This is a genomic window from Bombella apis, assembly GCF_018221685.1.
Classification (GTDB): domain Bacteria; phylum Pseudomonadota; class Alphaproteobacteria; order Acetobacterales; family Acetobacteraceae; genus Bombella; species Bombella apis.
Map to the genome: position 1 here is coordinate 58,456 of NZ_JAGJTM010000006.1, position 24,045 is coordinate 82,500.

The 24,045-nt window shown below is 60.0% G+C and carries 21 protein-coding genes and 3 tRNA genes (1 of these 24 only partly in view); 16 read left to right on the forward strand and 8 right to left on the reverse strand.

Annotated features, from left to right (window positions below; all coding sequences use genetic code 11):
- Positions 1-115: 115 nt before the first annotated feature.
- Together tyrS and J8Z04_RS09225 are read right to left on the reverse strand one after the other, a co-directional pair.
- On the reverse strand, positions 116-1,366 hold the full coding sequence (gene tyrS / locus J8Z04_RS09220) for a tyrosine--tRNA ligase (RefSeq protein WP_192848785.1): 1,251 nt from the start codon (positions 1,364-1,366) through the stop codon (positions 116-118).
- A gap of 45 nt (positions 1,367-1,411) precedes the next feature.
- Positions 1,412-2,104, reverse strand: a complete 693-nt coding sequence (locus tag J8Z04_RS09225; protein WP_043559620.1) for an alpha/beta hydrolase — start codon at positions 2,102-2,104, stop codon at positions 1,412-1,414.
- 324 nt (positions 2,105-2,428) lie between these two features.
- On the opposite strand from J8Z04_RS09225, the gene J8Z04_RS09230 reads away from it, so the two are divergent.
- The 5 genes from J8Z04_RS09230 (at position 2,429) to putA (ending at position 10,138) form a co-directional block, all read left to right on the forward strand.
- On the forward strand, positions 2,429-3,637 hold the full coding sequence (locus J8Z04_RS09230) for a cysteine desulfurase family protein (RefSeq protein WP_192848786.1): 1,209 nt from the start codon (positions 2,429-2,431) through the stop codon (positions 3,635-3,637).
- Entirely contained in the window at positions 3,627-4,778 is a 1,152-nt protein-coding gene (locus tag J8Z04_RS09235; protein WP_408610236.1) for a cysteine desulfurase family protein, read from the forward strand. Before J8Z04_RS09230 ends, J8Z04_RS09235 begins: the two co-directional genes overlap by 11 nt.
- Before the next feature lie 32 nt (positions 4,779-4,810).
- The gene (locus tag J8Z04_RS09240) at positions 4,811-5,125 is read left to right on the forward strand and encodes a ferredoxin family 2Fe-2S iron-sulfur cluster binding protein (RefSeq protein WP_043559617.1); all 315 of its coding nucleotides are present in this window, start codon (positions 4,811-4,813) and stop codon (positions 5,123-5,125) included.
- Positions 5,126-5,136: 11 nt separating this feature from the next.
- Positions 5,137-6,213 (forward strand): tRNA 2-thiouridine(34) synthase MnmA, encoded by a 1,077-nt coding sequence (gene mnmA, locus J8Z04_RS09245; RefSeq protein ID WP_043559613.1) that lies wholly within the window; start codon positions 5,137-5,139, stop codon positions 6,211-6,213.
- 289 nt (positions 6,214-6,502) lie between these two features.
- The gene (putA, locus tag J8Z04_RS09250) at positions 6,503-10,138 is read left to right on the forward strand and encodes a bifunctional proline dehydrogenase/L-glutamate gamma-semialdehyde dehydrogenase PutA (RefSeq protein WP_086431851.1); all 3,636 of its coding nucleotides are present in this window, start codon (positions 6,503-6,505) and stop codon (positions 10,136-10,138) included.
- Positions 10,139-10,285: 147 nt separating this feature from the next.
- Here putA and J8Z04_RS09255 read toward each other — a convergent pair whose 3' ends face one another.
- Positions 10,286-11,233 carry a hydrogen peroxide-inducible genes activator gene (locus tag J8Z04_RS09255; protein WP_043559608.1) on the reverse strand — a complete coding sequence of 316 codons (948 nt, stop codon included), beginning with the start codon at positions 11,231-11,233 and terminating at the stop codon, positions 10,286-10,288.
- 233 nt (positions 11,234-11,466) lie between these two features.
- Here J8Z04_RS09255 and ahpC point away from each other — a divergent pair, with 233 nt between their 5' ends.
- Both ahpC and ahpF read left to right on the forward strand, forming a co-directional pair.
- Positions 11,467-12,039: an alkyl hydroperoxide reductase subunit C gene (ahpC, locus tag J8Z04_RS09260; RefSeq protein WP_043559605.1), complete on the forward strand. Its 573-nt coding sequence runs from the start codon at positions 11,467-11,469 to the stop codon at positions 12,037-12,039.
- A 147-nt stretch (positions 12,040-12,186) separates the two neighbouring features.
- Entirely contained in the window at positions 12,187-13,752 is a 1,566-nt protein-coding gene (gene ahpF / locus J8Z04_RS09265) for an alkyl hydroperoxide reductase subunit F (RefSeq protein ID WP_192848787.1), read from the forward strand.
- A gap of 91 nt (positions 13,753-13,843) precedes the next feature.
- On the opposite strand, the gene J8Z04_RS09270 is transcribed toward ahpF, so the two are convergent.
- Both J8Z04_RS09270 and J8Z04_RS09275 read right to left on the reverse strand, forming a co-directional pair.
- A complete protein-coding gene (locus J8Z04_RS09270; RefSeq protein ID WP_192848788.1) occupies positions 13,844-14,713 on the reverse strand; it encodes a restriction endonuclease in 870 nt (289 codons plus the stop codon).
- A gap of 29 nt (positions 14,714-14,742) precedes the next feature.
- Positions 14,743-14,817 (reverse strand) — tRNA-Thr (locus tag J8Z04_RS09275).
- A 116-nt stretch (positions 14,818-14,933) separates the two neighbouring features.
- On the opposite strand from J8Z04_RS09275, the gene J8Z04_RS09280 reads away from it, so the two are divergent.
- From J8Z04_RS09280 to J8Z04_RS09290, 3 genes are read left to right on the forward strand one after another with little or no spacing between them, the layout of a single operon-like run.
- A complete protein-coding gene (locus tag J8Z04_RS09280; protein ID WP_081562561.1) occupies positions 14,934-16,376 on the forward strand; it encodes a paraquat-inducible protein A in 1,443 nt (480 codons plus the stop codon).
- Positions 16,373-18,055 (forward strand): PqiB family protein, encoded by a 1,683-nt coding sequence (locus tag J8Z04_RS09285; RefSeq protein WP_192848789.1) that lies wholly within the window; start codon positions 16,373-16,375, stop codon positions 18,053-18,055. The genes J8Z04_RS09280 and J8Z04_RS09285 overlap by 4 nt, the downstream gene beginning before the upstream one ends.
- A 3-nt stretch (positions 18,056-18,058) precedes the next feature.
- Positions 18,059-18,718: a PqiC family protein gene (locus J8Z04_RS09290; RefSeq protein WP_192848790.1), complete on the forward strand. Its 660-nt coding sequence runs from the start codon at positions 18,059-18,061 to the stop codon at positions 18,716-18,718.
- A gap of 163 nt (positions 18,719-18,881) precedes the next feature.
- On the opposite strand, the gene nusG is transcribed toward J8Z04_RS09290, so the two are convergent.
- The 3 genes from nusG to J8Z04_RS09305 all read right to left on the reverse strand — a co-directional run bounded on the left by nusG (position 18,882) and on the right by J8Z04_RS09305 (position 19,825).
- On the reverse strand, positions 18,882-19,415 hold the full coding sequence (gene nusG, locus J8Z04_RS09295) for a transcription termination/antitermination protein NusG (RefSeq protein ID WP_043559594.1): 534 nt from the start codon (positions 19,413-19,415) through the stop codon (positions 18,882-18,884).
- 9 nt (positions 19,416-19,424) lie between these two features.
- Complete coding sequence (gene secE, locus J8Z04_RS09300; RefSeq protein ID WP_081562558.1) at positions 19,425-19,679, reverse strand: preprotein translocase subunit SecE; 255 nt, start codon at positions 19,677-19,679, stop codon at positions 19,425-19,427.
- Between the two features lie 69 nt (positions 19,680-19,748).
- Positions 19,749-19,825, reverse strand: a tRNA-Trp gene (locus J8Z04_RS09305).
- Positions 19,826-20,014: 189 nt separating this feature from the next.
- On the opposite strand from J8Z04_RS09305, the gene J8Z04_RS09310 reads away from it, so the two are divergent.
- The 6 genes from J8Z04_RS09310 to atpD all read left to right on the forward strand — a co-directional run.
- A tRNA-Gly gene (locus J8Z04_RS09310) sits at positions 20,015-20,089 on the forward strand.
- 27 nt (positions 20,090-20,116) lie between these two features.
- Positions 20,117-20,401 (forward strand): hypothetical protein, encoded by a 285-nt coding sequence (locus tag J8Z04_RS09315; protein ID WP_192848791.1) that lies wholly within the window; start codon positions 20,117-20,119, stop codon positions 20,399-20,401.
- A 15-nt stretch (positions 20,402-20,416) separates the two neighbouring features.
- Positions 20,417-20,992: an ATP synthase F1 subunit delta gene (gene atpH / locus J8Z04_RS09320; protein ID WP_081562556.1), complete on the forward strand. Its 576-nt coding sequence runs from the start codon at positions 20,417-20,419 to the stop codon at positions 20,990-20,992.
- Positions 20,992-22,527 carry a F0F1 ATP synthase subunit alpha gene (atpA, locus tag J8Z04_RS09325; protein WP_192848792.1) on the forward strand — a complete coding sequence of 512 codons (1,536 nt, stop codon included), beginning with the start codon at positions 20,992-20,994 and terminating at the stop codon, positions 22,525-22,527. Before atpH ends, atpA begins: the two co-directional genes overlap by 1 nt.
- A gap of 12 nt (positions 22,528-22,539) precedes the next feature.
- Positions 22,540-23,436: a F0F1 ATP synthase subunit gamma gene (locus tag J8Z04_RS09330; RefSeq protein ID WP_043559583.1), complete on the forward strand. Its 897-nt coding sequence runs from the start codon at positions 22,540-22,542 to the stop codon at positions 23,434-23,436.
- Positions 23,437-23,458: 22 nt separating this feature from the next.
- Positions 23,459-24,045 carry the 5' portion of a F0F1 ATP synthase subunit beta gene (gene atpD, locus J8Z04_RS09335; protein WP_043559688.1) on the forward strand. The gene runs 877 nt beyond the window's last position, so only the first 587 of its 1,464 coding nucleotides appear in the window; its start codon is at positions 23,459-23,461; the stop codon falls past the right edge of the window.

Here is a 24,045-nt window from a genome sequence, read left to right on the forward strand (position 1 = left end):
TATTAAGAATGAGGGATAAGCGGATCACATACCGTCAGTTTTGTCCAGAGGTGTTGCGGCATGTCATGCTGCCAGAGAGGGCGCTGCTTTCCCTCCCTGACGGCGTGGTGTGCGGTTACCCAACCCGGATGAGGATGTGCTTCTTCTTGCCGGAGGACAGTTTCAGCGTGCCGTCCGTCAGGTCGGCGGGGGTGACGGTCTGGTTCTCATCCTTGATGACGACGTCATTCAGCCGGGCACCACCGCCACGGATAAGACGGCGTGCCTCGCCCCCGCTGGCGGCCAGGCCTGCCTCTGCAAAGAGCCTGAAGGCAGGCACGCCCTCGGCAAACAGGCTGGCGGGCACGGCAACTTCCGGCAGGGCGGCCTGGACGCTGCCCTGCTCGAACACCTTGCGGGCGGTTTCGGCAGCTTCCTCGGCGGCTTCACGGCCGTGGCAGATGGCCGTGGCCTCGGTGGCCAGAATCTTCTTGGCCTCGTTGATCTCTGCCCCTTCCAGCGTACCGAGGCGTTCACATTCCTCCACGGACAGGTCCGTGAACATCTTCAGGAAGCGGCCCACGTCGGCATCCTCGGTGTTGCGCCAGAACTGCCAGTAATCGAAGACAGGCCGCCGCTCTTTGCGGACCCACACGGCTCCGTTGGCGGACTTGCCCATCTTGGCCCCGGAGGAGGTGGTGACAAGCGGCGTTGTCAGCCCGAACAGGCGTGCCCCATCCGTGCGGCGGGCCAGGTCGATGCCGGAGACGATGTTGCCCCACTGGTCGGACCCGCCCATCTGGAGAATGGCCCCGTGGCGGCGGTACAGCTCCCGGAAGTCGAACGCCTGAAGGATGGAATAGTTGAATTCAAGGAAAGTCAGTCCCTGTTCCCGGTCCAGCCGCTGCTTCACGCTTTCGAAGGAAAGCATCCGGCTGACGGAGAACTGCACCCCGACATCCTGAAGCAGGCTGATGTAGGAGAGCCTGTCCAGCCAGTCCGCATTGTTGACGAGACGGCACGCCCCATCCTCAAAATCCAGAAACTGTCCCAGAGAGGCCCGCAGCCCGGCAAGATTGTGGGTGATGGTCTCGTCCGTCATCAGGGAGCGGGCCTCATCACGGAAGGAGGGATCACCGATCTTTGCCGTGCCGCCGCCAATCAGGGCGATGGGGTTGTGCCCGTGCTTCTGGAGCAGCCGCAGCATCATGATCGACATGGCATTGCCCACATGCAGGGAGTCTGCCGTGGGGTCAAAACCGATATAGGCCGTAACGGGACCTGCCAGCATCAGCTCGTCCAGCGCCTCGAAATCGGTGCACTGGAAGATCATCCCACGGGCTTGGGCTTCCCGCAGGAATGGGCTTTTAAGTGATGTATCGGTCATGAAGGGCATCTTTCCTGATGGCTGTCCTGTCGGGGCGGAGCGGGCTTAGCCCACGGCCTCTGCCGCAGGCTGGATCATGGCGTCTTCAGGGGCGAAGAGATTCCGCTGGCGGGTCGTCACATGGTCCTCCAGCGCATCGGCAATCAGTTCTGCCTGCTGGGAGAAGATATGATCGGCCTCGGGGAAAACACGGTAATCCACCGTGACATTCTTCTGCGTGTTCAGCTTGTCCACCAGCTTGCGGATGACAGGCTCGGGGGCCATGCTGTCCTTTCCACCGGCGATCATCAGGCCGCTGCACGGGCAGGGAGCGAGGAAGTTGAAATCGTAATCGTCAGCCGGAGGAGCGACGCTGATCCAGCCACGGATTTCTGGCCGACGCATGAGCAGCTGCATCCCCACGAAGGCACCGAAGGAATAACCGGCGATCCACAGCTCCGAGGAGTTGGGGTTGATCATCTGCATCCAGTCCAGCGCAGCGGCGGCATCGGAGATTTCCCCGATTCCACCATCATACCGCCCCTGGGAGCGGCCAACCCCACGGGAGTTGTAGCGCAGGACAGAAAAGCCCATGGTCTGGAAACGGCGGTACATGGTGTAGGCGATGCGGTTGTTCATCGTCCCGCCATGCAGCGGATGTGGATGGATGATCAGGGCGAGAGGGGCGTTGGGGTCTTCAGAATGATGGTAATGGCCTTCGAGCCGCCCATCCGGGCCGGCAAACATGACTTCAGGCATGTGTCTCTCATCTCTTTGTCCACCCCGTTGCCTGCTGAAGGCCCAGAGCGGTTATGCGAACCGATAATGCCCGGGTCCCTGTCCGGGCCCGGGCATGATTTTACGCCCCGGGCAGAAGGCACGGCCCCAGTCCGGGAAGAACATACCGGCGTTGTATATCGGTTCCATCCTCGTGATTTCTACCAAAATCGACTCTTCTGCGCTGGTTTTTTCAAAATGGTAAAGAAGATTGTATCTATCATCCTGTTTGGGCAGGGTTTGTCATGGGGCTTGCGGGAAAGGCACTGTCCCGGATGCGCATGAGCGGAGCAGAAGGTTTTTTTCATGGTTCAGGATACAGCTGTGCAGCAGGGCCCTGTCTATCTCGATGCCAATGCAACCGAACCCCTGCGGCCTGCTGCACGGGCTGTCATGCTGGCCGGGCTGGAGCAGACAGGGAATCCGTCTTCTGTCCATGCCGCAGGACGTAGGGCCCGCATCATGCTGGAAGAAGCCCGCCAGACGATGGCCTCCGCTTTTGGCAGGGAGGCTGACTGCTGTGTGTTCACGTCAGGGGGAACGGAGGCGGATACGCTTGCCCTGCATGGCTTTGGTCGGGCGGAAGGCCGTGCCATTCTCATTGGTACCACCGAGCATGATGCCATCCGCAAAGCTGCCCCGGAGGCGTCCCTCATTCCGGTTGACGGGCAGGGGGTGATCGACTGCATGGCGCTGGAGGAGATGCTGGCAGCCCATACTCCCGGAACAGGTGATCGGCCGGGGCCGCTGGTCTGCATCATGGCGGCGAATAATGAGACGGGGGTATACGCTCCCTTGCGGGATGTAGCCTCTCTCTGTCGCCAGCATGGTGCCTTTCTGCATGTCGATGCCGTACAGGCTGCAGGCCGGATGCAGGAGCGGGACGAGTTCTCACTGGCTCTGAAGGACGGGTCCCTGGCGGGGGCCAGTCTGGCCCTGTCCGCCCACAAGATGGGTGGTCCCAAGGGGGCCGGTGCCCTGCTGCTGCCGGAGGACAGGCCCCTGGCTCCCCTGCTGCCCGGTGGCGGGCAGGAACGGGGACGGCGGGGTGGCACACCGGCCCTTGCATCCCACATGGGTATGGCCGCCGCTCTTGAGGAGAGCCGGAAGCAGGACTGGACCCTCCTGGAGGCGCTGCGGGATGAGCTGGAGGGTGTCATGGTGCAGGCTGGAGCCCTCATCATGGGGCATGGTGTGGCCCGGCTGTCCAATACCATCAGTGCGGTCCTGCCCGGTGTGGCGGCCCAGATGCAGCTCATGGCGCTGGATATCGAGGGATATTGCGTTTCAGCCGGTTCGGCCTGTTCATCCGGCAAGGTGGCCCGATCCCATGTGCTGGAGGCCATGGGGCAGGGGGAGGCAGCCGGGCAGGCCATCCGTGTCTCGCTGCCGTGGAATGCCGAAGCTGGAGCTGTCAGGGCATTTGGGCAGGTTTATGCTCTCATGGCCCAGCGTTTTGCCGGACGTGGCCTTCTGAAACGCAGCTCTCTCCAGGGAGGTGGCCGTGCAACTTGAAGCTGATGTGATCTATCTGGATTACTTTGCTACGACTCCGTGTGATCCAGCCGTGCTGGAGACCATGCTGCCATGGTTCACACAGTATCCCGCCAACGCAGGGAGCCTGCATCTGCCGGGGCAGAAGGCCAATGCGGCCGTGGAGCAGGCCCGGGAGGAGCTTGCCGGGGCTCTCGCCGTCAGCCCGCAGGAGCTGATCTGGACCTCCGGGGCAACGGAGGCCAATAATCTGGCCATCAAGGGAGCCGCCCGTTTCCTGAAGGAACAGGGTGATGGGCGACGGCGCCTTGTCACCGTGGCAACGGAGCATAAATGTGTGCTGGAAGCTGTACGGTCACTGGAGGGCGAGGGGTTTGAGCCTGTCATCCTGCCGGTGGAGCCGGATGGCCGCCTGTCACCGGATCGTCTGGCAGAGGCCCTGAAGACACCCGCGCTGCTGGTCAGCATCATGGCAGCGAACAACGAGACAGGCGTGGTGCAGGACCTTGGGCGCCTCATGCCGCTGGTGAAGCAGGCCGGCGCCCTGCTGCATGTGGACATGGCCCAGATGTTCGGCAAGCTGCCCTGCACGCTGGAGGGTGTCGATCTCGCTTCATTTTCGGCACACAAGATATATGGTCCCAAAGGCGTGGGAGCGCTGTATGTCCGGCGGCGGCCCCGTGTGCGGCTGCTACCTTTGTTTTCAGGCGGCGGGCAGGAGCGCAGCCTGCGTTCTGGCACGTTGCCGGTCCCGCTGATCATCGGCATGGGGAAGGCTGCCCGGCTGGCCGTGGAGAGCGGGAAGGAGGAGGCTGACCGTCTTGCGGGCTTGCGGGAGAGGCTGTGGCAGGGTATGCGGCAGCTGTTCCCGGTGGTGCGTCTCAATGGTGCGCCTGCCCCACGGCTGCCGGGCGTCTTGAATGTGTGCCTGCCCGCCGGGCTGGAGGCCCAGCAGGTCATGGCAGCAGTGCCGGGGGTTGCTTTTTCATCCGGTTCGGCCTGTTCAGCGGCATCTGGGGCACCATCCTATGTCCTCAGGGCAATGGGATTGACAGAGGCGGAGGCACGCAGGAGCTTGCGCCTGTCGGTGGGACGTTTTACCTCGGCAGGTGATGTGGAGTGCGCAGTGGCCCGTTTTGGGCAGGGCCTTGCCGGGAGGTGAGACCGCTGCATGGATACAGGGAGTAGGGACTTATGCCCCGGATGGTTTTTGTTGAGCGTGATGGTAGCCGCCACGAGGTGGAGGCACAGGCTGGTCTCTCCGTGCTGGAGATCGCCCATGAGAATAATATCGACCTTGAAGGGGCCTGCGAAGGCTCGCTCGCCTGTGCGACCTGTCATGTGATCGTGGACCCGGCCTGGGCGGACAAGCTGAAAAGCCCGACTGATGATGAGGAAGACATGCTCGACCTCGCTTTCGGGCTGGAGAAGACATCCCGTCTGGGTTGCCAGATCGTCATGACGGAAGAGCTGGACGGTCTTGTCGTCCATCTTCCCAAGGCTGGCTGAGGTTTCCAGTCATGCGCATCCTTGTGGCCATGTCTGGTGGGGTGGACAGTTCCGTGGTGGCAGCCCTGCTGAAGCGGCAGGGCCATGAGGTCATCGGAGCAACCCTCCAGCTTTACGACCATAGCGGCCCGGCAAAGCCTGGGGCCTGCTGTGCTGGACGGGACATCATGGATGCCCGCATGGTCGCCGAGCGTATCGGCTTTCCCCATTACGTCATCGATGCGGAGAGCCGCTTCCGGGAAAGTGTGATCGAGAGTTTTGCCGATTCCTACGCTCGGGGGGAGACCCCCGTTCCCTGTGTGGCCTGCAATCAGGGGGTTAAATTCACGGACCTCCTGAACATGGCCCGGGACCTCGGCTGTGAGGCCATGGCAACCGGTCATTACGTACGTCGGCTGGAAGGCCCGGAAGGTGTGGAGATGCACCGCCCGGTGGACCGGGACCGGGACCAGAGCTGGTTCCTGTTTGCCACGACCCGTGAGCAGCTGGAGTTCCTGCGCTTCCCGCTGGGCGAGATGCCCGACAAGGCCCATGTGCGTGCTCTGGCGGAGGAGCTGGGGCTGGATGTGGCCACCAAGCGGGACAGCCAGGATATCTGCTTTGTCACGAACGGCTCCTATGCCGGGCTGGTGGAGAAGATGCGGCCGGAGATTGAAGGGCCGGGTGACATTGTGGCTGAAGACGGGACCGTGCTGGGCCGTCATGAGGGCATTGCCCGTTATACGGTTGGCCAGAGCCGTCGTCTGGGGGATATTCATACGGGGACGGGGGAGCGCCAGATGGTCACGGCCATTGATGTGCCCTCCCGCCGCATCATTGTTGGCCCCCGCCGGAAGGTGACCAGTGATGAAGGCCGCCGGACCGTTCGCCTGCGGGATATGAACTGGTTGATTGACGCCCCGGCAGAGGGTGTGCGCTGTGGTGTACAGCTGCGGGCACGGGAAGGGCTGCGGCAGGCCCTGGTGCGGCCCCTGGAGGGGAACCGGGCCGAGGTGCAGCTGGATGAACCCGCCCTGCCAGCCCCTGGTCAGGCCTGCGTGATGTATGAGGGTGATCGTGTTCTGGGGGGTGGTTTCATCCTTGCCTGAGGGGATGAAACATACTGTTTCCCCAAGCCTTCACACAATATTTATCCAGCCCTTCGGGAGGGTTGTTCCGTCTTGCAGGGGCGGTCGATTGAAGCGGAGGGACGGACATTCCTTGCCGTGCTGCCTTTCTGGCATTCGGAAACGTTTCGTAACCCGAATATAATTTGTGCGAATCGCATTTTTGGATATGGACAACACCCCATGTTTCATGGTCTGGCTGGAGATAGAGAAGTTCCTTCTCCTCTAACAACAGGAAGTGGTTGTCACGCGATCAGCTTGAAGGTTTGCTATGGCTTATTTTGCACGTCATTTTGGTTCATTGCCGGAACGTTCTGCTCTGCGGAAGGCCATCGCCGAGAAGATCCGGTATCCAGAGCAGGAGTGTGTGGAAGCGCTTCTTCCCGCCGCTGAACTGAAACCTGACGAGGAGATCGTGGCTGGCAAGGTGGCCCTTGCTCTGGCCCGCAATCTGCGTGATCACCGTCGGCCCGGTCTGGTTGAGACGCTGGTGCAGGAATTCAGCCTTGGTTCCGCCGAAGGTGTGGCACTGATGAGCATGGCTGAGGCCCTGCTGCGTACTCCTGATCACGCAACCCGGGATGCTCTGATCCGGGATCAGGTTAGTGTCGGTGACTGGCTGTCCCATATGGGGCGTGACAGTGGGCTGATCATCAATGCTGCCTCTTGGGGGCTTGATGTCACGAGCCGTCTTGTATCCCCCAAAAAGCGCATGGGGGCAATTCATGACCTGCTGCGCAAACGGGGTGAGCCGGTTGTCCGCAAAGCCGTGCAGTTTGCCATGCAGATGATGGGCCAGCAGTTCGTGCTGGGCCAGACCATCGAGGGGGCGCTGAAGGATTCTCACAAGCGGCAGGCCCAGGGCTTCAACTACTCTTACGACATGCTGGGTGAGGCAGCGCTGGACCGTAACGATGCCGAGAGGTATCAGGCCTCCTACCATGCCGCTCTGGAGGCGATCGGCTCCATGGCCAGGGGCAACACGGTTTATGAGCGCCCCGGTCTGTCCATCAAGCTGTCTGCCCTGCATCCTCGCTACGAGCGTGCCAAGCGTGAGCGTGTGATGGGTGAGCTGCTGCCGACGGTCAAGGCACTGGCCGTACGTGCCAAGCATTACAATCTCGGCCTGAACATTGACGCTGAAGAAAGCGAACGTCTGGATCTGTCCCTGGATATTCTGGACGCACTCTGCCGTGACCCGGAGCTGGCCGACTGGGATGGCATCGGTTTTGTTGTGCAGGCCTATGGCCGCCGTGCCGCTGCCGTATTGGATTACATCATCGCTCTTGGCCGTGAGACGCACCATCGCATCATGGTCCGCCTCGTCAAGGGGGCCTATTGGGATACCGAGCTGAAAAAGGCCCAGATTGATGGTGTGCCGGATTTCCCGGTTTTCACCCGCAAATGTCATACGGATGTCAGTTATATCGCCTGTGCCCGCAAGCTGCTGGCCGCTGGTGATGCCGTTTTCCCCCAGTTTGCCACGCATAACGCCCGCACGGTGGCGTCCATCTACGCCATGGCTGGCCGGGACTTCCACGAGGGGCAGTACGAGTTCCAGTGCCTGCATGGCATGGGCGAGGCTCTTTATGAAAGCGTCGTAGGGCAGAAACATCTGGGTCGCCCCTGTCGCATTTATGCCCCGGTCGGAACCTATGACACGCTGCTGGCCTATCTGGTCCGCCGCCTGCTGGAGAATGGAGCCAATTCGTCCTTTATCAATCTTCTGGGAGATTCGAAGATTTCCCTGGAGAAGCTGGTGGAGGACCCGGTCAAGACAACCCGGTCCTACACTCCGGTTGGGGCCCCTCATGCTGAGATCAGCAAGCCGCTCGACATGTTTGAGCCTGACCGCCACAATTCGAAGGGCATGGACCTGAATGATGATCTCGTTCTGGCCCGCCTTGGAAAGGGGCTTGAGGGACTGCCGGAGCATTATGAGGCGGCTCCGCTGGTTCCTGGCCTTGGCAAGGCCGAACGCCCTGTCCACCCGGTGACGAACCCGGCGGAGCGGAGTGACCAGGTCGGGACAGTGACATTCGCCGTGCCAGAGGATGTCACTCGTGCTGTGGATGTTGCTGAGGGAGCTTTCGAGGAGTGGGCAGCCCGGTCCCCTGATGACCGTGGCGCCATTCTTGAGCGTGCGGCCGACCTGCTTGAGGAACGCTACATCGCCTATATGGGGCTGGCTGTCCGGGAGGCTGGCAAGTCCTATCCCAATGCCGTAGCTGAGGTACGGGAAGCGATCGACTTTCTCCGGTACTATGGCGGGACGGTCCGGCGTGAGTTCAGCAGCAAGACCCACCTCCCATTGGGGACAGTTGTCTGCATCAGCCCCTGGAACTTCCCGCTGGCCATTTTCCTTGGGCAGGTCTCTGCCGCTCTGGCAGCTGGTAATACCGTTCTGGCCAAACCGGCAGAAGAAACGCCGCTGATCGCCATGGAGGCCGTCAAACTTCTGCATGAGGCTGGCGTGCCGGAAGAGGTCCTGCAACTCCTGCCGGGTGAGGGTGATGTCGGTGCTGCCATGGTGGCGGACAAGCGCATCGCTGGTGTGCTCTTTACCGGTTCCACGGTTGTGGCGCAGATCATTGCCCGCCAGCTGACTGGCCGTCTCGGGCGCAATGGGCAGCCTGTGCCGCTCGTGGCGGAGACGGGTGGCCTGAACGCCATGGTGGTTGATTCTTCGGCCCTGCCGGAACAGGTGGTGAAGGACATCGTTGCCTCCGCTTTCGACAGTGCCGGCCAGCGCTGTTCCGCCCTGCGTGTTCTCTGCGTGCAGGACGATGCAGCCGATCGCATCATTTCCCTCCTGAAGGGCGCCATGGAAGAACTGCGGATCGGCATCCCGGCCAAGCTGGCCACGGATGTCGGGCCGGTCATCAGTGAAGTGGCCCGCAAGGGAATTGTCGATCACATTGAGGCGCTGCGAGGCCGTAACCATCCGGTCTTCCAGGCGCCGGTCGTGAAGGACGAAACGGCTGACGGCACCTTTGTTCCGCCGACACTGATCGAGGTCAATGCGATCGCTGATGTGGGGGGTGAAATCTTTGGCCCGGTGCTGCATGTGCTGCGTTACCAGCGTGAAGAGCTGGAGGCCCTGATCACCCGTAGCAATGCGGGCGGCTATGGGCTGACCTTCGGCGTGCATAGCCGTGTTCCGTCCCGGATCGACTATCTGGTCGAGCGTGTCGAGGCTGGGAACATCTATGTCAACCGCAACATTGTCGGGGCGATTGTCGGTGTCCAGCCGTTTGGTGGTCATGGCCTCTCAGGGACTGGCCCCAAGGCAGGTGGTCCTCTGGCCCTGCGTCGGCAGCTCGCCCATGCGCCCCGTACGCTGCTGGCCAAACCGGACGCCATGCCTGCCATGGCACGGTCCTGGCTGTTGTGGCTGGGAACGGATGACCGTGAGCTGGTCCGTGAGGTGACGCCATGGATGGATCATGGCCTGCTGGATTGCCGTCTGGAGCTTCCTTCTCCTGTAGGTGAGCGGAATACGTACAGGCTTGAGCCCCGTGGCCGTGTGCTGGTTGTGGCAGAGACACCTACCGGCCTGAAGCGTATGATCAGCTATGCGATCAGCTGCGGGAATGAGGTCGTGGCGCTGGCTGCTCCTGCGGTCATTGCCTCTCTGGATACGCTGCCTGATGTTCTGCGGGAGGTGATCAAGCCGGCAAATTCTCTGGGGGATGTGGAAAAATGTTCCGTCATCCTGACGGAGACCATCAATGAAGGGCTGTGGCAGATCGTTGCAGACCATCTGAAGAACCCGGATGCACCTGTTCCGCTGGTCTATTGGGCTGACAGTGTGACGTTGCAGCCGGAAGCCCTGTTGCAGGAGCGGGTGGTCAGCGTCAATACGGCAGCTGCCGGTGGCAATGCCGAGCTGATGACACTGAGCTGACAGGCTGAAAGGGAGCCGGGCTGACAGGGTCAGCCCGGTGTTCCGGGCATGTTGTGTCTGTAAATGAAAGAACGGGTGGAGGAGCCATGCTCTTCCACCCGTTCTTTCATGTTGGGATATGGAGTCTGCCCCGGGGAGAAGAGCCCTTCAGGTCGGGATCTTCGTTTTGGGCAGCGGCAGGCAGCCATCTGGTGTGGTAGCCCGCAGGAAATTGGCCAGCTCCCGGAAGGATGTTGCCCGTGGGTCGGATGGACGCCAGACGAGGCTGATGGTCCGGCGGGCTTCGCTCTCACTCAGCTCCCGGACTGTCACAAGGCCGTCAAATTCCTGCCGGTTGTTCAGGGCCAGACGGGGAATGAGGGAGAAACCTTCTCCGGCGCCGATCATGTGCCAGAGCATTTCCAGACTGGTGGCCAGACGCTGGTCCTGCGAGCGGAAATTGCTGGGGCAGAGGGAGAGGGCCTGGTCCCGCAGGCAATGTCCGTCTTCCAGCAGCAGCAGGTCCGGCCGAGCCAGGTCGGCAATGGACAGATTCTTCTTGGTGGCCAGCTCATGGTCTTTGGGGAATACCGCCAGGAAAGGTTCCTGAAAGAGCGGTGCATGTTCCAGTGTTTCGGTAGCAGCCGTGGGTGCCATGAAGGCAACATCCAGATCGCCCTGCCGGAGAGCCTGTACCAGATTGGGCGTGGTGTTCTCATTCAGCCTCAGGCCCAGCTGGGGGTACTTCTGGCGCAGGCGGGGCAGAAGGCCGGGGATGTAGTACGGCCCGAGAGTGGGAATGACGCCGATATGCAGGAGGCCGTCCAGCGGTCCTGTATGGGCCCGGGCGACTTCCAGCAGATTGCGGGCTGAGGCCAGCACATCCCGCCCCAGGGCGATGAGGCGCTCACCTTCCGGTGTGGGAGCCACATGCCGACGGGAGCGTTCGAACAGGGTGACATTGAGAAGCTGCTCCAGCTTTCTCACCTGCTCGGACAGCCCCGCCTGACTGACCCCGCAACGCTCAGCTGCACGGGAAAAGTTGCGCAGGTCATCAACTGCGACGACGTACTCGATGTCCCGAAGGGACAGACCGGAAAGAGGAACGTAGGACATAAGGATACCAATAAGCTGAGTTGGAGGCAGGGCCAAGGGAAAAAGACTGGAATCGCATAAGGATTGATAATGATTCTCAATTATACTGATAACAACCCTCAATTAGACGGTTTCAGAGCCGTGGGCTAGAAGGTGAACATGCTTGACATTCCCAAGGTTGGGCTGTCCCTTTGAGGGGACATCCGCAGGCCCTGCGGAAGTCTACAATTCTGAAAGTGAATGAGGAGGTTTCCATGCCTGCTATTGGTTCCGAGATTAAGCCGTTTACCGCCCAGGCTTTCCGTGATGGCAAGTTCCTTCAGGTCTCTGATGCAGACCTGCGTGGCAAGTGGTCCGTCGTGTTCTTCTACCCGGCTGACTTCACCTTTGTCTGCCCGACAGAGCTGGAAGACCTCGCCGAGAACTATGAGACCTTCCAGAAGATGGGTGTCGAGGTCTTCGGTGTCTCCACAGACAAGCACTTCACCCACAAGGCATGGCACGACACGTCCCCGGCCATCGGCAAGGTGCAGTACACCATGATCGGTGACCCGTCTGGCGACATCGCCCGCAACTTCGATGCTCTGCGTGCCGATGGCAGCCACACGGCTGACCGCGCCACGTTCCTGATCGACCCGGAAGGCAAGATCCAGTACATCGAGATCACCTCCGAGGGTGTGGGCCGTAGCGCTGCCGAGCTGCTCGACAAGATCCGTGCTGCCCAGTACATCGCTGCTCACCCGGGTGAAGTCTGCCCGGCCAAGTGGAAAGAGGGTGGCGACACGGCAACCCTGAATCCGTCCCTGGACCTGGTCGGCAAGATCTGATCACGTCCTGAAAACGGGAAGTATGGTGGGGGGCCTCTCCCCACCGTTGAGGGGAGGCGTGCTGCGTTGTGGTGCGCCTCCTTTTTCATGGGGCCGATTCCCCGGTCTGCCAGACCCTGAGCACCAGAGATTCTGGAGAGAGAATTCATGCTGAACGACGAACTCAAAGGCCAGCTGAGAGGGTACCTCCAGCATCTGCGCCACAACATCATTCTTGTTGCCTCCCTTGATGAGGGCGACAAGTCCCGTGAGATGAAAGAATTTCTTAACGAAATTTCCGAACTCTCTGATAAGGTTTCCTATCAGGAAGGTGGCAATGACGTCCGTCGCCCGTCTTTCCTGATCCGTGCCGCAGATTCAGATGTTCAGGTCTGCTTTGCGGGCATCCCGATGGGCCATGAGTTTACGTCTCTGGTACTGGCCCTGCTTCAGGTTGGTGGTCACCCGCCGAAGGTTGAGGCTGAACAGGTTGCGCAGATCAAGGCCCTGAAGGGTGATTTCCATTTCGAGACCTATTTCTCCCTGTCCTGCCACAACTGCCCGGATGTCGTTCAGGCCCTGAACATGCTGAGCGTGCTCAACCCCAACATCCGCCACACGGCCATTGATGGTGCCCTGTTCCAGGATGAGGTGAACGAGCGTGATGTGCGTTCCGTCCCTCAGGTGTTCCTGAACGGTGAGCGTTTCTCCACCGGTCGCATGGAACTGCCGGAGATTCTGGCCAAGATCGATACTGAAGGTGCTGCCAAGGCTTCCGAGAAGCTGAATGACGAGGCTCCGTTCGACACGCTGGTGATCGGGTCCGGTCCGGCTGGCTGTGCCGCCGCCATCTACACGGCCCGCAAGGGTGTCCGCACTGGTCTGCTGGCTGAGCGCTTCGGTGGTCAGGTCATGGATACGGCTGGCATCGAGAACTTCATCTCCGTACCGGAGACCGAAGGTCCGGCCCTTGCCAAGAATCTGGAGCAGCATGTTCGCAGCTATGATGTCCGTGTCATCACGGCACAGCGTGCTGCCAAGCTGATCCCGGCCGAGAAGGAAGGTGGCCTGCACGAGATCGTGCTGGAGAGCGGTGCCCACCTGAAGGCCCGTACCATCATCGTGGCAACAGGTGCCCGCTGGCGTCAGCTGAACGTGCCGGGTGAGGAAGAATACCGCACACGGGGCGTCGCCTACTGCCCGCATTGTGATGGTCCGTTCTTCAAGGGCCGTCCGGTTGCTGTTGCCGGTGGTGGCAACAGTGGCGTGGAAGCCGCCATCGACCTCGCCGGTATCGTGTCCCACGTGACGCTGCTTCAGTATGACCCTGTGCTGACGGCTGATGAGGTCCTTCAGAACAAGGTCCGCAGCCTGCCGAATGTCGATATCGTGGTGAACGCCCGCACGACCGAGATCCGTGGTGATGGCCGCAAGATGACCGGCCTGAGCTGGCAGGATGTCAAGGATGGCAGCGAGCACAGCATCGACGTGGACGGCATCTTCGTCCAGATTGGCCTGCTGCCGAACACGGACTGGCTGAAGGGTGGCATCGAGATGTCCCGCATCGGTGAGATCGGCATTGACGAGCGTTGCCGTACCTCCATCCCCGGCGTGTTTGCTGCCGGTGATGCCACGACGGTGCCGTACAAGCAGATCATCGTGGCGATGGGTGAGGGTGCCAAGGCTGCCCTGTCTGCCTTTGACCACATCATCCGTGTCCCGGCTGCTTCCTGAGGGAACATCTGATAGGCCCGGGCTGCTTCTGATGTGGCAGTCTGGGTGACTGGATGAAGAGACCGGCCTGTTTCAGGCCGGTCTTTTTTGTTTATGGGTGAAAAAGGTCCGGCTGGGGCTGGAGGTCCATGAGGCCCAGTGTTGAAAGCTGGCTGTGATGCAGCAGATGGACACCGGTGGCATGGGCCAGCTGCCGGGCCGGGCGGGTATAGCCAGCGTTGGAGACGACAGCTGCATACTGGGCCTGACGGTGCTGCCGGGCTGTGAAAATTTCCTGGACAGCCTTGTTCCCGACCGGCCTGCCATAGAGTTTGCATTGTATGACGAGCCGGACTCCGCTCTGCTCGGCAATGATGTCCATGCCCTGGTCTGCCCCCGGTGGTGTGGTGCGTGCCTGCCATCCGGCCTGACGCAGCAGTCCGGCGCAGAAACGTTCATAATCCAGCGGGTCCATGGTGGCGGTGAACTGCCGTGGTGTGGTGCTGCTCCTGGCGGCGGCTGGGGGAGGAGATGTCCTGTTGCGCTTGAGAAGGATTTTTACCACACGGCTGATGCGGCGGAGGGTCCGCCGCCGCAGGGAGGGCCATATGTCAGCCAGATTTTCCTGCATCAGGCTGGTGAGAAGGATGCTCTGGCAGAAATAGTCCAGCTCCCTGTGCCAGCGTTGTTTGTCCACGACGCCATAATGGTTTTCGGTCAGGCAGGCCTGTTGGCGTTGCGCCAGTGTATGCTGATGCCGGGCAATGAGCTGGCAGAGAAGCTGCCAGGCCTTGCGCCTGCGTCGCACACGATGGCGGTACTGGAGAAACAGGACCAGGAAAAAGCCGAGGAGAAGTGCATCCGCAGGAAGGATGGCAATACCATGCCCGGGCAGGAAGGAGGGTGTTACGCTGCCGTGGTGAAGTGCTGGGGGCAGTGGACCGGAGCGGGGAAAAAAACCACCATCCGGTTGTCCCGCCATGTCCGCCTTCGATCCTGTGTAGGGGAAGCTGGTGCCGACACTCGGAATTGAACCGAGGACCTACTGATTACGAATCAGTTGCTCTACCCCTGAGCTATGTCGGCATCGGGTTGAGCCTATACAGAAAAATGAGGTGACAGGCAACGGTGTATGTAAAATATTTATGGATAACGGCCTGAAAGGGGTTGCAGACCCCTCTCTGGCGGCGCAAGAGGGGTGGATGTTCAGAAAAGATCATTTTCACAAAGGATTGTGGAGCCAGGGCGGAGCCTGTTCCTTCCTGCGGCATGATGTGGACCAGCCCGCACTCAAGGTGGTGGCCGGGGTGGATGAATGTGATGTCTGTGGTCTCTTCCAGCATGTTCCTCACCTGCGGCCAGGACATGTTCTGAGCTGCGCCCGTTGCGGAAATACCATGGCACGACGGCGCAGGACTTCGGAGATTGGCGGCCCGCTGGTCTTCTGCCTTTCAGCTCTGGCGCTGTATATCGTGCTGCTGGTCAGCCCGCTCATGACGCTCAACATCTACGGGCGGGAGAACATGGTCACCCTCATGAGCGGCCCGCTGGAAATGGCCCGGCAGGGTTATGGGAGCATTGCCATACTGGTGGCTCTGGCCAGCGTGCTCATGCCTGGCATCGTGCTCGTCTGCATGACGCTGATTCTTTATGGTGCGTCCCGGGATGAAATGCCCCGTTGGGTCCGCCCCCTGCTGGCCTGGTATGAAAAGCTGCGCCCGTGGTCCATGGTCGAGGTGTACGTCATTGGCCTGCTCGTGGCCTATACCAAGCTGGTTGATCTGGCCCTGGTCATCCTGCAACCGGGCGTGTACCTGCTCGGGGGGCTGATGGTGATGATGGCAGCCATGGATTCGGCCTTTGATGCCGACATGATATGGAGGCACAGGTCCGTCACCAGGCGCCCTGGTCTGGGCATATACATGGCGGAGGGGCGTGCCCTGCCGCCGGAGAAGCACATGCTGTCCTGCCATGCCTGTGGACTGGTTTTTGTCGCCCGTGGCCCGGTGGATGATGAGCGTGACATGGGGGATTGCCCCCGTTGTGGGCAGATACTGCGGCGGCGCAAGCGGAACAGCCTTCAGGCGGCCATGTGTTTTCTGGTGGCGGCTTTCATTTTCTACATTCCGGCCAACATGCTGCCGGTCATGGCCTTCGTGAAGGTTGGGCACGGACACCCCAGCACCATCATTTCTGGAGTGATCCAGCTTTGGGAGGCTGGCCTTTACTTTCTGGCTCTGCTGGTGCTTTTTGCCAGCATCACCGTGCCGGTCCTCAAGGTGTTCCTGCTGGCCCTGATGATCGGCTGTGAATGTCGGGGCAGGGCCTCTCACAAGGCGCTGAAGCGCCTGACAGGCCTTTACAAGGTCGTGGTGTTCATTGGTCGCTGGTCGATGATTGACGTGTTCATGATCTCCATTCTGGCGGCTGTGGTCCGGTTCGGCTTCATGGCGAGCGTGACGGCCGAGCTGGGCGTGGTCTTCTTTGCTCTTGTGGTTGTGTTAACTATTTTTGCCGCAGACCTGTATGATCCCCGGCGTATGTGGGATGCTGCAGGCTATAACCGGCAGGGTCTGGGCCACTCCAGGCAGGGTGGAGAAGAGGATGTGACGGAATTACGGGATATGGAGCCTGAAAAAGCGTGAGAGATGAGCATCTGAAGCGACATTCCGAAGGTGGACATGGGGCAGAGGCCAATGTCCGGCTGCCACGGTTTTCCGTGCTCTGGATCATTCCCATCCTTGCTCTGCTGATTGCCGGATGGTTGGCTTGGAGGCACTTTGCCACCATGGGGCCGAGCATTGTCGTCTCCTTTGATGCTGCTGATGGCATTGTTCCGGGGCAGACGCAGGTCAAGAACAAGGCGGTGAACCTGGGTGTGGTGCAGGGCGTAGCCCTGAGCCCGGACATGACCCATGCTGATGTGACCATCCAGATGAGTGGCATCGATCCTCGGGCGCTCAATGAGCATACCCGGTTCTGGGTTGTCAGCCCGCGCATCAACGGGGCCAGCATCACGGGGCTGGATACGCTTTTTTCTGGCGCCTATATCGCCATGGACCCGGGCAAACCGGAGGGAGGCCATTACCAGACCCATTTTAAGGGTCTGGAAACGCCTCCCGGTATCCGCTCGGACAAACCGGGCAGCACATATTGGCTGGTTTCGTCCACCCTGGAATCCCTCGGGGCCGGGGCTCCCATTTTCTACCGGGACATACAGGTGGGGGAAATCCTTGGCTATACCATGCCGCCTGGTGGAGAGGGGCCTCTTTTGATCAAGGCCTTCGTGAAGGCTCCCTATGATCGTTATCTGAGGGCTGACAGCCGGTTCTGGAATGTATCGGGGATGCAGATAGGTTTTGGAGCCGGGGGCATGAATGTTCGCCTCCAGTCATTCCAGGCTCTTCTTTCCGGTGGGGTGGCGTTTGGTCGTCCTGACAGTGCACAGACTGAGGATACGCCGCCTGCGGTGGCCAATTCCGTTTTCCATCTCTACAAGACAAAGGAGGATGCGGATAATGCCCGTTATCGTCACAAGGTCCCTGTTCTGACCTATGTCGATACAGCTGTGGCTGGCCTGACGGAAGGCAGCAAGGTGACGATGTTCGGTCTTCAGGTCGGACAGGTGACAGGTGTGTATCTGGAGTTGGGAGGTAATAAACGTGGTCACGCTCCCCGTGTCCGGGTGGAGATGCAGCTTGAACCTGAGCGTGTGATTGCTGACGATGAGCAGGATTCCGCCCGGAAGAGCGATCTGCTGGGCAGTTTTGTGGCTGAAGGGATGCGTGCATCTGTCCAGAATGTCAGTTTCCTGACAGGGGAGGCCATGATTGCCCTGTCTTTCGCGCCTGACAAGACGCATGACGGGCAGCAGATAACGTTTGAGAATGGTGTAGCCGTGATTCCAAGCCAGCCCGGCGGCATGGACAGCATCCTCCAGTCAGTGTCCACCATCACGGACAAGATTGCGGCCATGCCGCTGCCCCAGATCGGTGACCATCTGAACGAGATTCTCGCTCATGGTGATGAACGTCTCAGAAGCCCCGAGGTCACACGGGCCATGGCCGGCCTGAGTGGCTCTCTGGTCTCGCTAAACCATCTGCTGGACCATGCGGATGAGCATCTTCCAGAGCTGATGGTCAATCTGAATGGCACACTGGCGCAGGCCCGTACGATGCTGTCCTCCTATGGGGGCAATCCGGACTTCCGCAGAAATCTTGAAGAGCTGATTGTCCAGCTGACACGGATGTCCCGCTCTTTCCATCTTCTGGCGGACTATCTGGACCATCATCCATCATCTCTCATCACCGGTCGGGGGCCCTGATCCATGAAGCGTTTTTTCCACCCTTCCTTCGTGCGTTCATGTGGGCTGCTGGGAGCTGTCTGCCTGGGAGGTGTTCTGTTGGCCGGGTGCAGCAGTACACCTACGACCTATTATGTTCTGGCACCGCAGACCGGGCCAGTGGCGTCCCCTGTGATACAGGCGGCCCTGCCACAGGCCATTGAGGTGCTTACCCCATCCATCACCTCCCGGCTGGATCGGGATGGTCTTTTGAGGGTGATGCAGGATGCCCAGGATCATATGGTGCCTGCTGCTGCTTGGAGTGAGCCGCTCGGCGAGATGCTTGGTCATGCCCTGGCAGCCAACCTGAGGCAGCGCCTGCCCGGCCATGTGCTGTTTTCCCAGAATGATTCTGTGGCCGTGACGGCTGGAGCCTATCTGGAGCTGAGCCTGTCCCGGTTTGAGCAGGATGTATCTGGTCATGCTGTCATTACTGGTGTGCTGTCTGCCCACAGGGCAGGGGCGCCAGATTCACAGGCTCGTGCAGTGAATGTGCAGTGGGTATCTCCGCAGCCTGTCGGAACGAAGCCAGCCGACATGGTACGGGTTCTGGCGGAAGGTGTGGGAGTACTGTCCGACCAGGCCATTCAGCTTCTGTATTCGTTACCGGCACTGCCGATCCATGAGGAGGCCTCCAGCCTGTAACGGAACAGGGCTTCTGCCTGATGGGGAAACCCTGTACGGCCTCTGGAAGGCTGTACGGGGTTTTTTCATGCCTTCATGAATGAGAAGGGGAAGCCATAAAAAAAACCACCCGCTTCAGACCATGAAGGGGTGGTTTCTTTGGAAAGGAACGAAGGCCCTTCCTTCAGAGTTTTTCGACCTGATTGTAGTCTAGGTCCACCGGTGTGGAGCGGCCAAAGATGGAGACGCTGACCTTGAGGCGCTGGTTCTCCGTATCGACTTCTTCGACACTGCCATTGAAGGATGTGAAAGGCCCATCGGAAACCCGCACCTGCTCGCCAATCTCGAAAGACAGGCTGGAGCGGGGACGCTCGACACCTTCCTGAGCCTGCTGGAGAATCCGCTTGGCTTCAGCATTGCTGATGGGCGTTGGCTGGTTGTTGCGTGTACCCAGAAAGCCCGTCACTTTCGGTGTGTCCTTGACGAGATGCCAGGCACGGTCCGTCAGTTCCATTTTGACCAGAACATAACCGGGGAAGAATTTGCGTTCCGTGTTCACCTTGCGGCCACGACGGACCTCGGTCACTTCCTCGGACGGTACCAGAATTTCTTCGAACTGATCGCTCAGCCCCTTCTTTTCGGCTTGTTCACGGATATGATCGGCAATCTTCTTCTCGAAGCCTGAATAGACATGCACAACGTACCAGCGTTTTGCCATGATGCTGCTTTAGCCTCCGATGCCCAAGATTTTGCTGATCCCCAGGCCGATCAGCTGATCGACGACGAAAAAGAAAATACAGGTGGCGACGACCATGGCCAGCACGGCACCTGTTGTAATGATGGTATTGCGACGCGTCGGCCACGTAACACGTCTGGCCTCGGCACACACATCTGAAAAATATCTACGAAGGCTGAATCCTGGGCCTTTCTGGGCCGGAGGCATCTTCGGTGAATTGCCTTTCGGCTTTGTGACCGACACCATTATCCTCAAATCTATCTCGGCCCGAGCCCTGTCACCCGGGTAAGGCAGTCAGGCGGGCAGGGTATGACGTGGCAGGGGTGGAGGGTCTCGAACCCCCAACCTCCGGTTTTGGAGACCGGCGCTCTAGCCAATTGAGCTACACCCCTTCAGGGTCGAATCGACCTGCGACCGTCCGCCCCTCAGGGCTTGACGATGGGCAGGAAAAGATAACGACAGGCCCATAAAGTCAAGCACTATCTCCAAGAAAATGAAAAAACCTTTCACATCTGCAGGGTGGGGTGAATCCCCCCTTGTCTTGCTCTGGGAGAGCGGTTATATCTCCAGCCCGAAACAGAGCGGGCGTAGCATAATGGCTAATGCAGTAGCCTTCCAAGCTTCTGATGAGGGTTCGATTCCCTTCGCCCGCTCCAGTCTCCTGAAAAATTGACACTCTGCGCATGGGCCTCGCCATCTATCCATCTAGTAAATGGATGGAACGGGGGCTGCCTGGTGCTGGAGTCCGCGGGCATTGCATCCCTGCCATGCTGGCCGGTTTCACCGGTATTGTGGGCCGTGGCCCGGTTGGTCCTCTGGTTGCGCTGGAGGGCCCCGCCGTGTTAGTGGACATGGACGAAACACTGGCCGGGTTCCGGCTCTGGGACGCCGTGCTGTCACGCAGCATGTTCCGGGGCATGCCGGTTGGGTTGTGCCGGGAAACCGGTCGTGAAAGCAGAACCTCATGAAGACGGAATGAACCCGTGACGGTTGCACAGGAAAAGCAGATCAGGGCGCCAGGCGAAGTGGCGCAGCGTTATGCCCGGGCCTTTGAGGACTATCTCTCGGACAGCAGACAGGACAAGGCCACCGTGCTGGAGCAGGTGCGGGCGCTGCGAAAGGCTATCGCCCAGCTGCCGGACCTGCGTACCGCTCTGGCGGATCCCCGGCTCGACATCAGCCAGACGGAAAAACTGGTGAAAGCCCTTGGCTCCGCTCTCGGGCTTGGTGAGGCCCTGCAGCGGTTTGTTGGCTTCATTGCCCATCAGCGCCGTCTGTCTGGCCTAGATGAAATCCTGTCAGCCGTTCTTCTTCTGGACGCCCGCCAGCGTGGCGAGGTGCGTGTGGAAGTGACGACTGCCCGTCCAATGGAAGATGGGCAGCGTGAAAGCCTCCGTGCCAGCCTCCAGCAGGCCGGGTATGCCAATATTGCCATGACTGAACATGTTGATCAAACCCTGCTTGGGGGTATGGTTGTGCGTGTTGGTTCAGTTCTTTTTGATACATCGATCGCCGGGCGTCTGGCCCGTCTGCAGAACGCCATGAAGGGAGCCGCGTGATGGAGATCCGTCCCGCCGAGATTTCAGAAATTCTCAAGCAGCAGATCGCGTCCTTTGATCAGCCTGCCGCTGTTTCAGAGACAGGGACCGTTCTGTCCATTGGGGATGGGATTGCCCGCGTTTATGGTCTGACCAATGTTCAGGCCGGTGAAATGGTCGAGTTCGAGGGGAGTGGCGTGCGTGGCATGGCTCTCAACCTCGAGAGCGACAGCGTTGGTGTCGTCATTTTCGGTGAGGGTGACCTCATCAGCGAAGGTGATACCGTGCTGCGCACCGGCAAGGTTGTGGAAGTTCCCGTCGGCAAGGGGCTTCTGGGGCGTGTCGTGGATGCTCTGGGCAACCCGATTGATGGCCGTGGTCCGCTGGAGAATGTCGAACATCGTCGTGCTGATGTCCGGGCTCCGGGTATCATGCCCCGTCAGTCCGTCAGTGAGCCGATGCAGACCGGCATCAAGGCCATTGATGCCCTCGTGCCGATCGGGCGCGGGCAGCGTGAGCTGGTGATTGGTGACCGTCAGACAGGTAAGACCGCCATCCTGATCGACACCATCGTGGCCCAGAAGGGTGTCAATGCCGAGGGTGACCCGAAGAAGTCCCTGTACTGCATCTATGTTGCTGTCGGGCAGAAGCGGTCCACGGTGGCCAACCTTGTGCGTAAGCTGACAGAAGCTGGTGCGATGGATTACTCCATCGTCGTGGCTGCCACGGCCTCCGATGCTGCCCCGATGCAGTATCTGGCTCCTTATTCTGCTTCTGCCATGGGTGAGTATTTCCGGGATAACGGGATGCACTCCCTGCTCTGTTATGATGACCTCTCCAAGCAGGCTGTGGCCTATCGCCAGATGTCCCTGCTGCTGCGCCGTCCGCCGGGGCGTGAGGCTTTCCCGGGTGACGTGTTCTACCTGCACTCCCGTTTGCTGGAGCGCTCCGCCAAGATGTCCGAAGAGTTCGGTGCCGGGTCCATGACGGCCCTGCCGGTGATCGAGACACAGGCTGGTGATACGTCCGCCTACATTCCGACCAACGTTATTTCCATTACGGATGGTCAGATCTTCCTTGAAACTGACCTGTTCTACAAGGGTATTCGCCCGGCCGTGAACGTGGGTGGGTCCGTGTCCCGCGTGGGGTCGGCTGCGCAGATCAAGGCCATGAAGCAGGTTGCCGGTACCATCAAGCTGGAGCTGGCCCAGTATCGTGAGATGGCTTCCTTTGCCCAGTTTGCCTCTGACCTTGATCCGGCAACACGCCGTCAGCTGGATCGTGGTGCCCGCCTTGTGGAGCTGCTGAAGCAGCCGGAAACCTCCCCGCTGGCTGTTGAGGAGCAGGTGGCTGTTCTGTACGCTGGAACCCGTGGCTATCTGGATTCCGTGGCAGTCAACCAGGTGACGTCCTATGAGGCTGCTCTCCTGGAGGAGCTGCGCAACGGTGGCAAGAGTGTTCTGGCCAGGATCCGTACCGAGCAGAAGCTGACACCGGAGATCGAGGGTGAGCTCAAGTCCTTGCTTGAGGCCTTCAGCAAACGTTTTTCAGCCTGAGGGTTGTAGCTCATGCCTTCATTGAAAGAACTGCGCGGAAGGATTGCGGGGGTCAAATCGACCCGCAAGATCACGAGCGCAATGAAAATGGTCGCTGCCTCAAAGCTGAGGCGCGCCCAGAATCAGGCCGAGGCAGCCCGCCCCTATGCTGATACCATGCGGCGTATGATGAGCGAGCTGGCAGCGGCATCGCAGGGGATGGACCCTTCCACCCTGCCGCCGCTTCTGGCTGGCACGGGACGGGACAATGTGCATCTTCTCATTGTTCTGACGTCCGATCGTGGACTGGCCGGTGGCTTCAATGCCAACATCATCCGTGCTGCCCGTCAGCAGATCGAGGACCTTCTGGCGCAGGGTCGTACCGTGCGTCTGCTGCCCGTTGGCCGCAAGGGCGCTGAGATCTTCAGGCGCTATTATCCGGACATGGTTGTGGATTCGCTCCACAACAAGGCGGGGACCCAGCAGGATGCTTATGCCCTTGCCCAGGATCTGGCGAAACGTGTTGCCGATCTGGTCGAGGGTGGGGAGATTGATGCCTGCACCCTGATGCGCAACCGCTTTGTCAATGCGATGACCCAGACGCCACAGGCCCTTGGTCTTGTTCCTCTGCCTGTTGCGGAGAATGACAATGCCGGGGAGAAGAGGACAGACGGCGCTGTCTACGAGTTTGAGCCTGATGAAGGCCACCTTCTTGCACAGCTTCTGCCACGCAATCTGCTTGTGCAGTTTTATGCTGCCGTGCTGGAGAGCGCTGCCGGTGAGCAGGGTGCCCGCATGACGGCCATGGATAATGCCAGCCGCAATGCGAGCAAGGCCATCGAGCGTCTGTCGCTCCGGTATAACCGGACACGTCAGGCCAATATTACTAACGAGCTGATCGAAATCATTTCCGGCGCAGAAGCCGTCTGAGATCATGCAGGAGAGAAATCTGATGTCTGAGGAACTCAACCGCTCTGCTGAAAATGCCGGTGTTGGTGTTGGACGGATCACCCAGATTCGTGGCCCGGTGGTGGATGTCCAGTTTACGGACAAGCTGCCGCATATTCTGAATGCCCTTCATGTCATGAATGGTGATCAGACGGTCGTGCTGGAAGTTGCGCAGGAAATTGGTGAGCGTCAGGTCCGTTGCATCGCCATGGAAGGGACTGATGGTCTCGTTCGTGGTGCTGAGGTGACCGATACGGGCAGCCAGATCACCGTGCCGGTTGGTCCGGCTACTCTGGGCCGCATCATCAATGTCATTGGTGAGCCGGTCGATGAGAAGGGGCCGATCAAGACGGAAACCCGCTTCCCGATCCACCGCCCCGCTCCCTCCTTTGAGGAACAGGCTGCCAATACCGAGATTCTGGTGACAGGTATCAAGGTGATCGACCTTCTCTGCCCGTATCTGAAGGGTGGTAAGATTGGTCTGTTTGGTGGTGCTGGCGTGGGTAAGACCGTCATCATTCAGGAGCTCATCAACAACATCGCCAAGGCGCATGGTGGTGTGTCCGTGTTTGCCGGTGTGGGTGAGCGTAC

Bases quoted from the DNA above. Each gene is read 5' to 3' on its own strand.
- tyrS (WP_192848785.1), bottom strand. From the start codon at position 1,366: ATGACCGATACATCACTTAAAAGCCCATTCCTGCGGGAAGCCCAAGCC.
- J8Z04_RS09225 (WP_043559620.1), bottom strand. From the start codon at position 2,104: ATGCCTGAAGTCATGTTTGCCGGCCCGGATGGGCGGCTCGAAGGCCAT.
- J8Z04_RS09230 (WP_192848786.1), top strand. From the start codon at position 2,429: ATGGTTCAGGATACAGCTGTGCAGCAGGGCCCTGTCTATCTCGATGCC.
- J8Z04_RS09240 (WP_043559617.1), top strand. From the start codon at position 4,811: ATGCCCCGGATGGTTTTTGTTGAGCGTGATGGTAGCCGCCACGAGGTG.
- mnmA (WP_043559613.1), top strand. From the start codon at position 5,137: ATGCGCATCCTTGTGGCCATGTCTGGTGGGGTGGACAGTTCCGTGGTG.
- putA (WP_086431851.1), top strand. From the start codon at position 6,503: ATGGCTTATTTTGCACGTCATTTTGGTTCATTGCCGGAACGTTCTGCT.
- J8Z04_RS09255 (WP_043559608.1), bottom strand. From the start codon at position 11,233: ATGTCCTACGTTCCTCTTTCCGGTCTGTCCCTTCGGGACATCGAGTAC.
- ahpC (WP_043559605.1), top strand. From the start codon at position 11,467: ATGCCTGCTATTGGTTCCGAGATTAAGCCGTTTACCGCCCAGGCTTTC.
- ahpF (WP_192848787.1), top strand. From the start codon at position 12,187: ATGCTGAACGACGAACTCAAAGGCCAGCTGAGAGGGTACCTCCAGCAT.
- J8Z04_RS09270 (WP_192848788.1), bottom strand. From the start codon at position 14,713: ATGGCGGGACAACCGGATGGTGGTTTTTTTCCCCGCTCCGGTCCACTG.
- J8Z04_RS09280 (WP_081562561.1), top strand. From the start codon at position 14,934: ATGTTCAGAAAAGATCATTTTCACAAAGGATTGTGGAGCCAGGGCGGA.
- J8Z04_RS09290 (WP_192848790.1), top strand. From the start codon at position 18,059: ATGAAGCGTTTTTTCCACCCTTCCTTCGTGCGTTCATGTGGGCTGCTG.
- nusG (WP_043559594.1), bottom strand. From the start codon at position 19,415: ATGGCAAAACGCTGGTACGTTGTGCATGTCTATTCAGGCTTCGAGAAG.
- secE (WP_081562558.1), bottom strand. From the start codon at position 19,679: ATGGTGTCGGTCACAAAGCCGAAAGGCAATTCACCGAAGATGCCTCCG.
- J8Z04_RS09315 (WP_192848791.1), top strand. From the start codon at position 20,117: ATGGGCCTCGCCATCTATCCATCTAGTAAATGGATGGAACGGGGGCTG.
- atpA (WP_192848792.1), top strand. From the start codon at position 20,992: ATGGAGATCCGTCCCGCCGAGATTTCAGAAATTCTCAAGCAGCAGATC.
- J8Z04_RS09330 (WP_043559583.1), top strand. From the start codon at position 22,540: ATGCCTTCATTGAAAGAACTGCGCGGAAGGATTGCGGGGGTCAAATCG.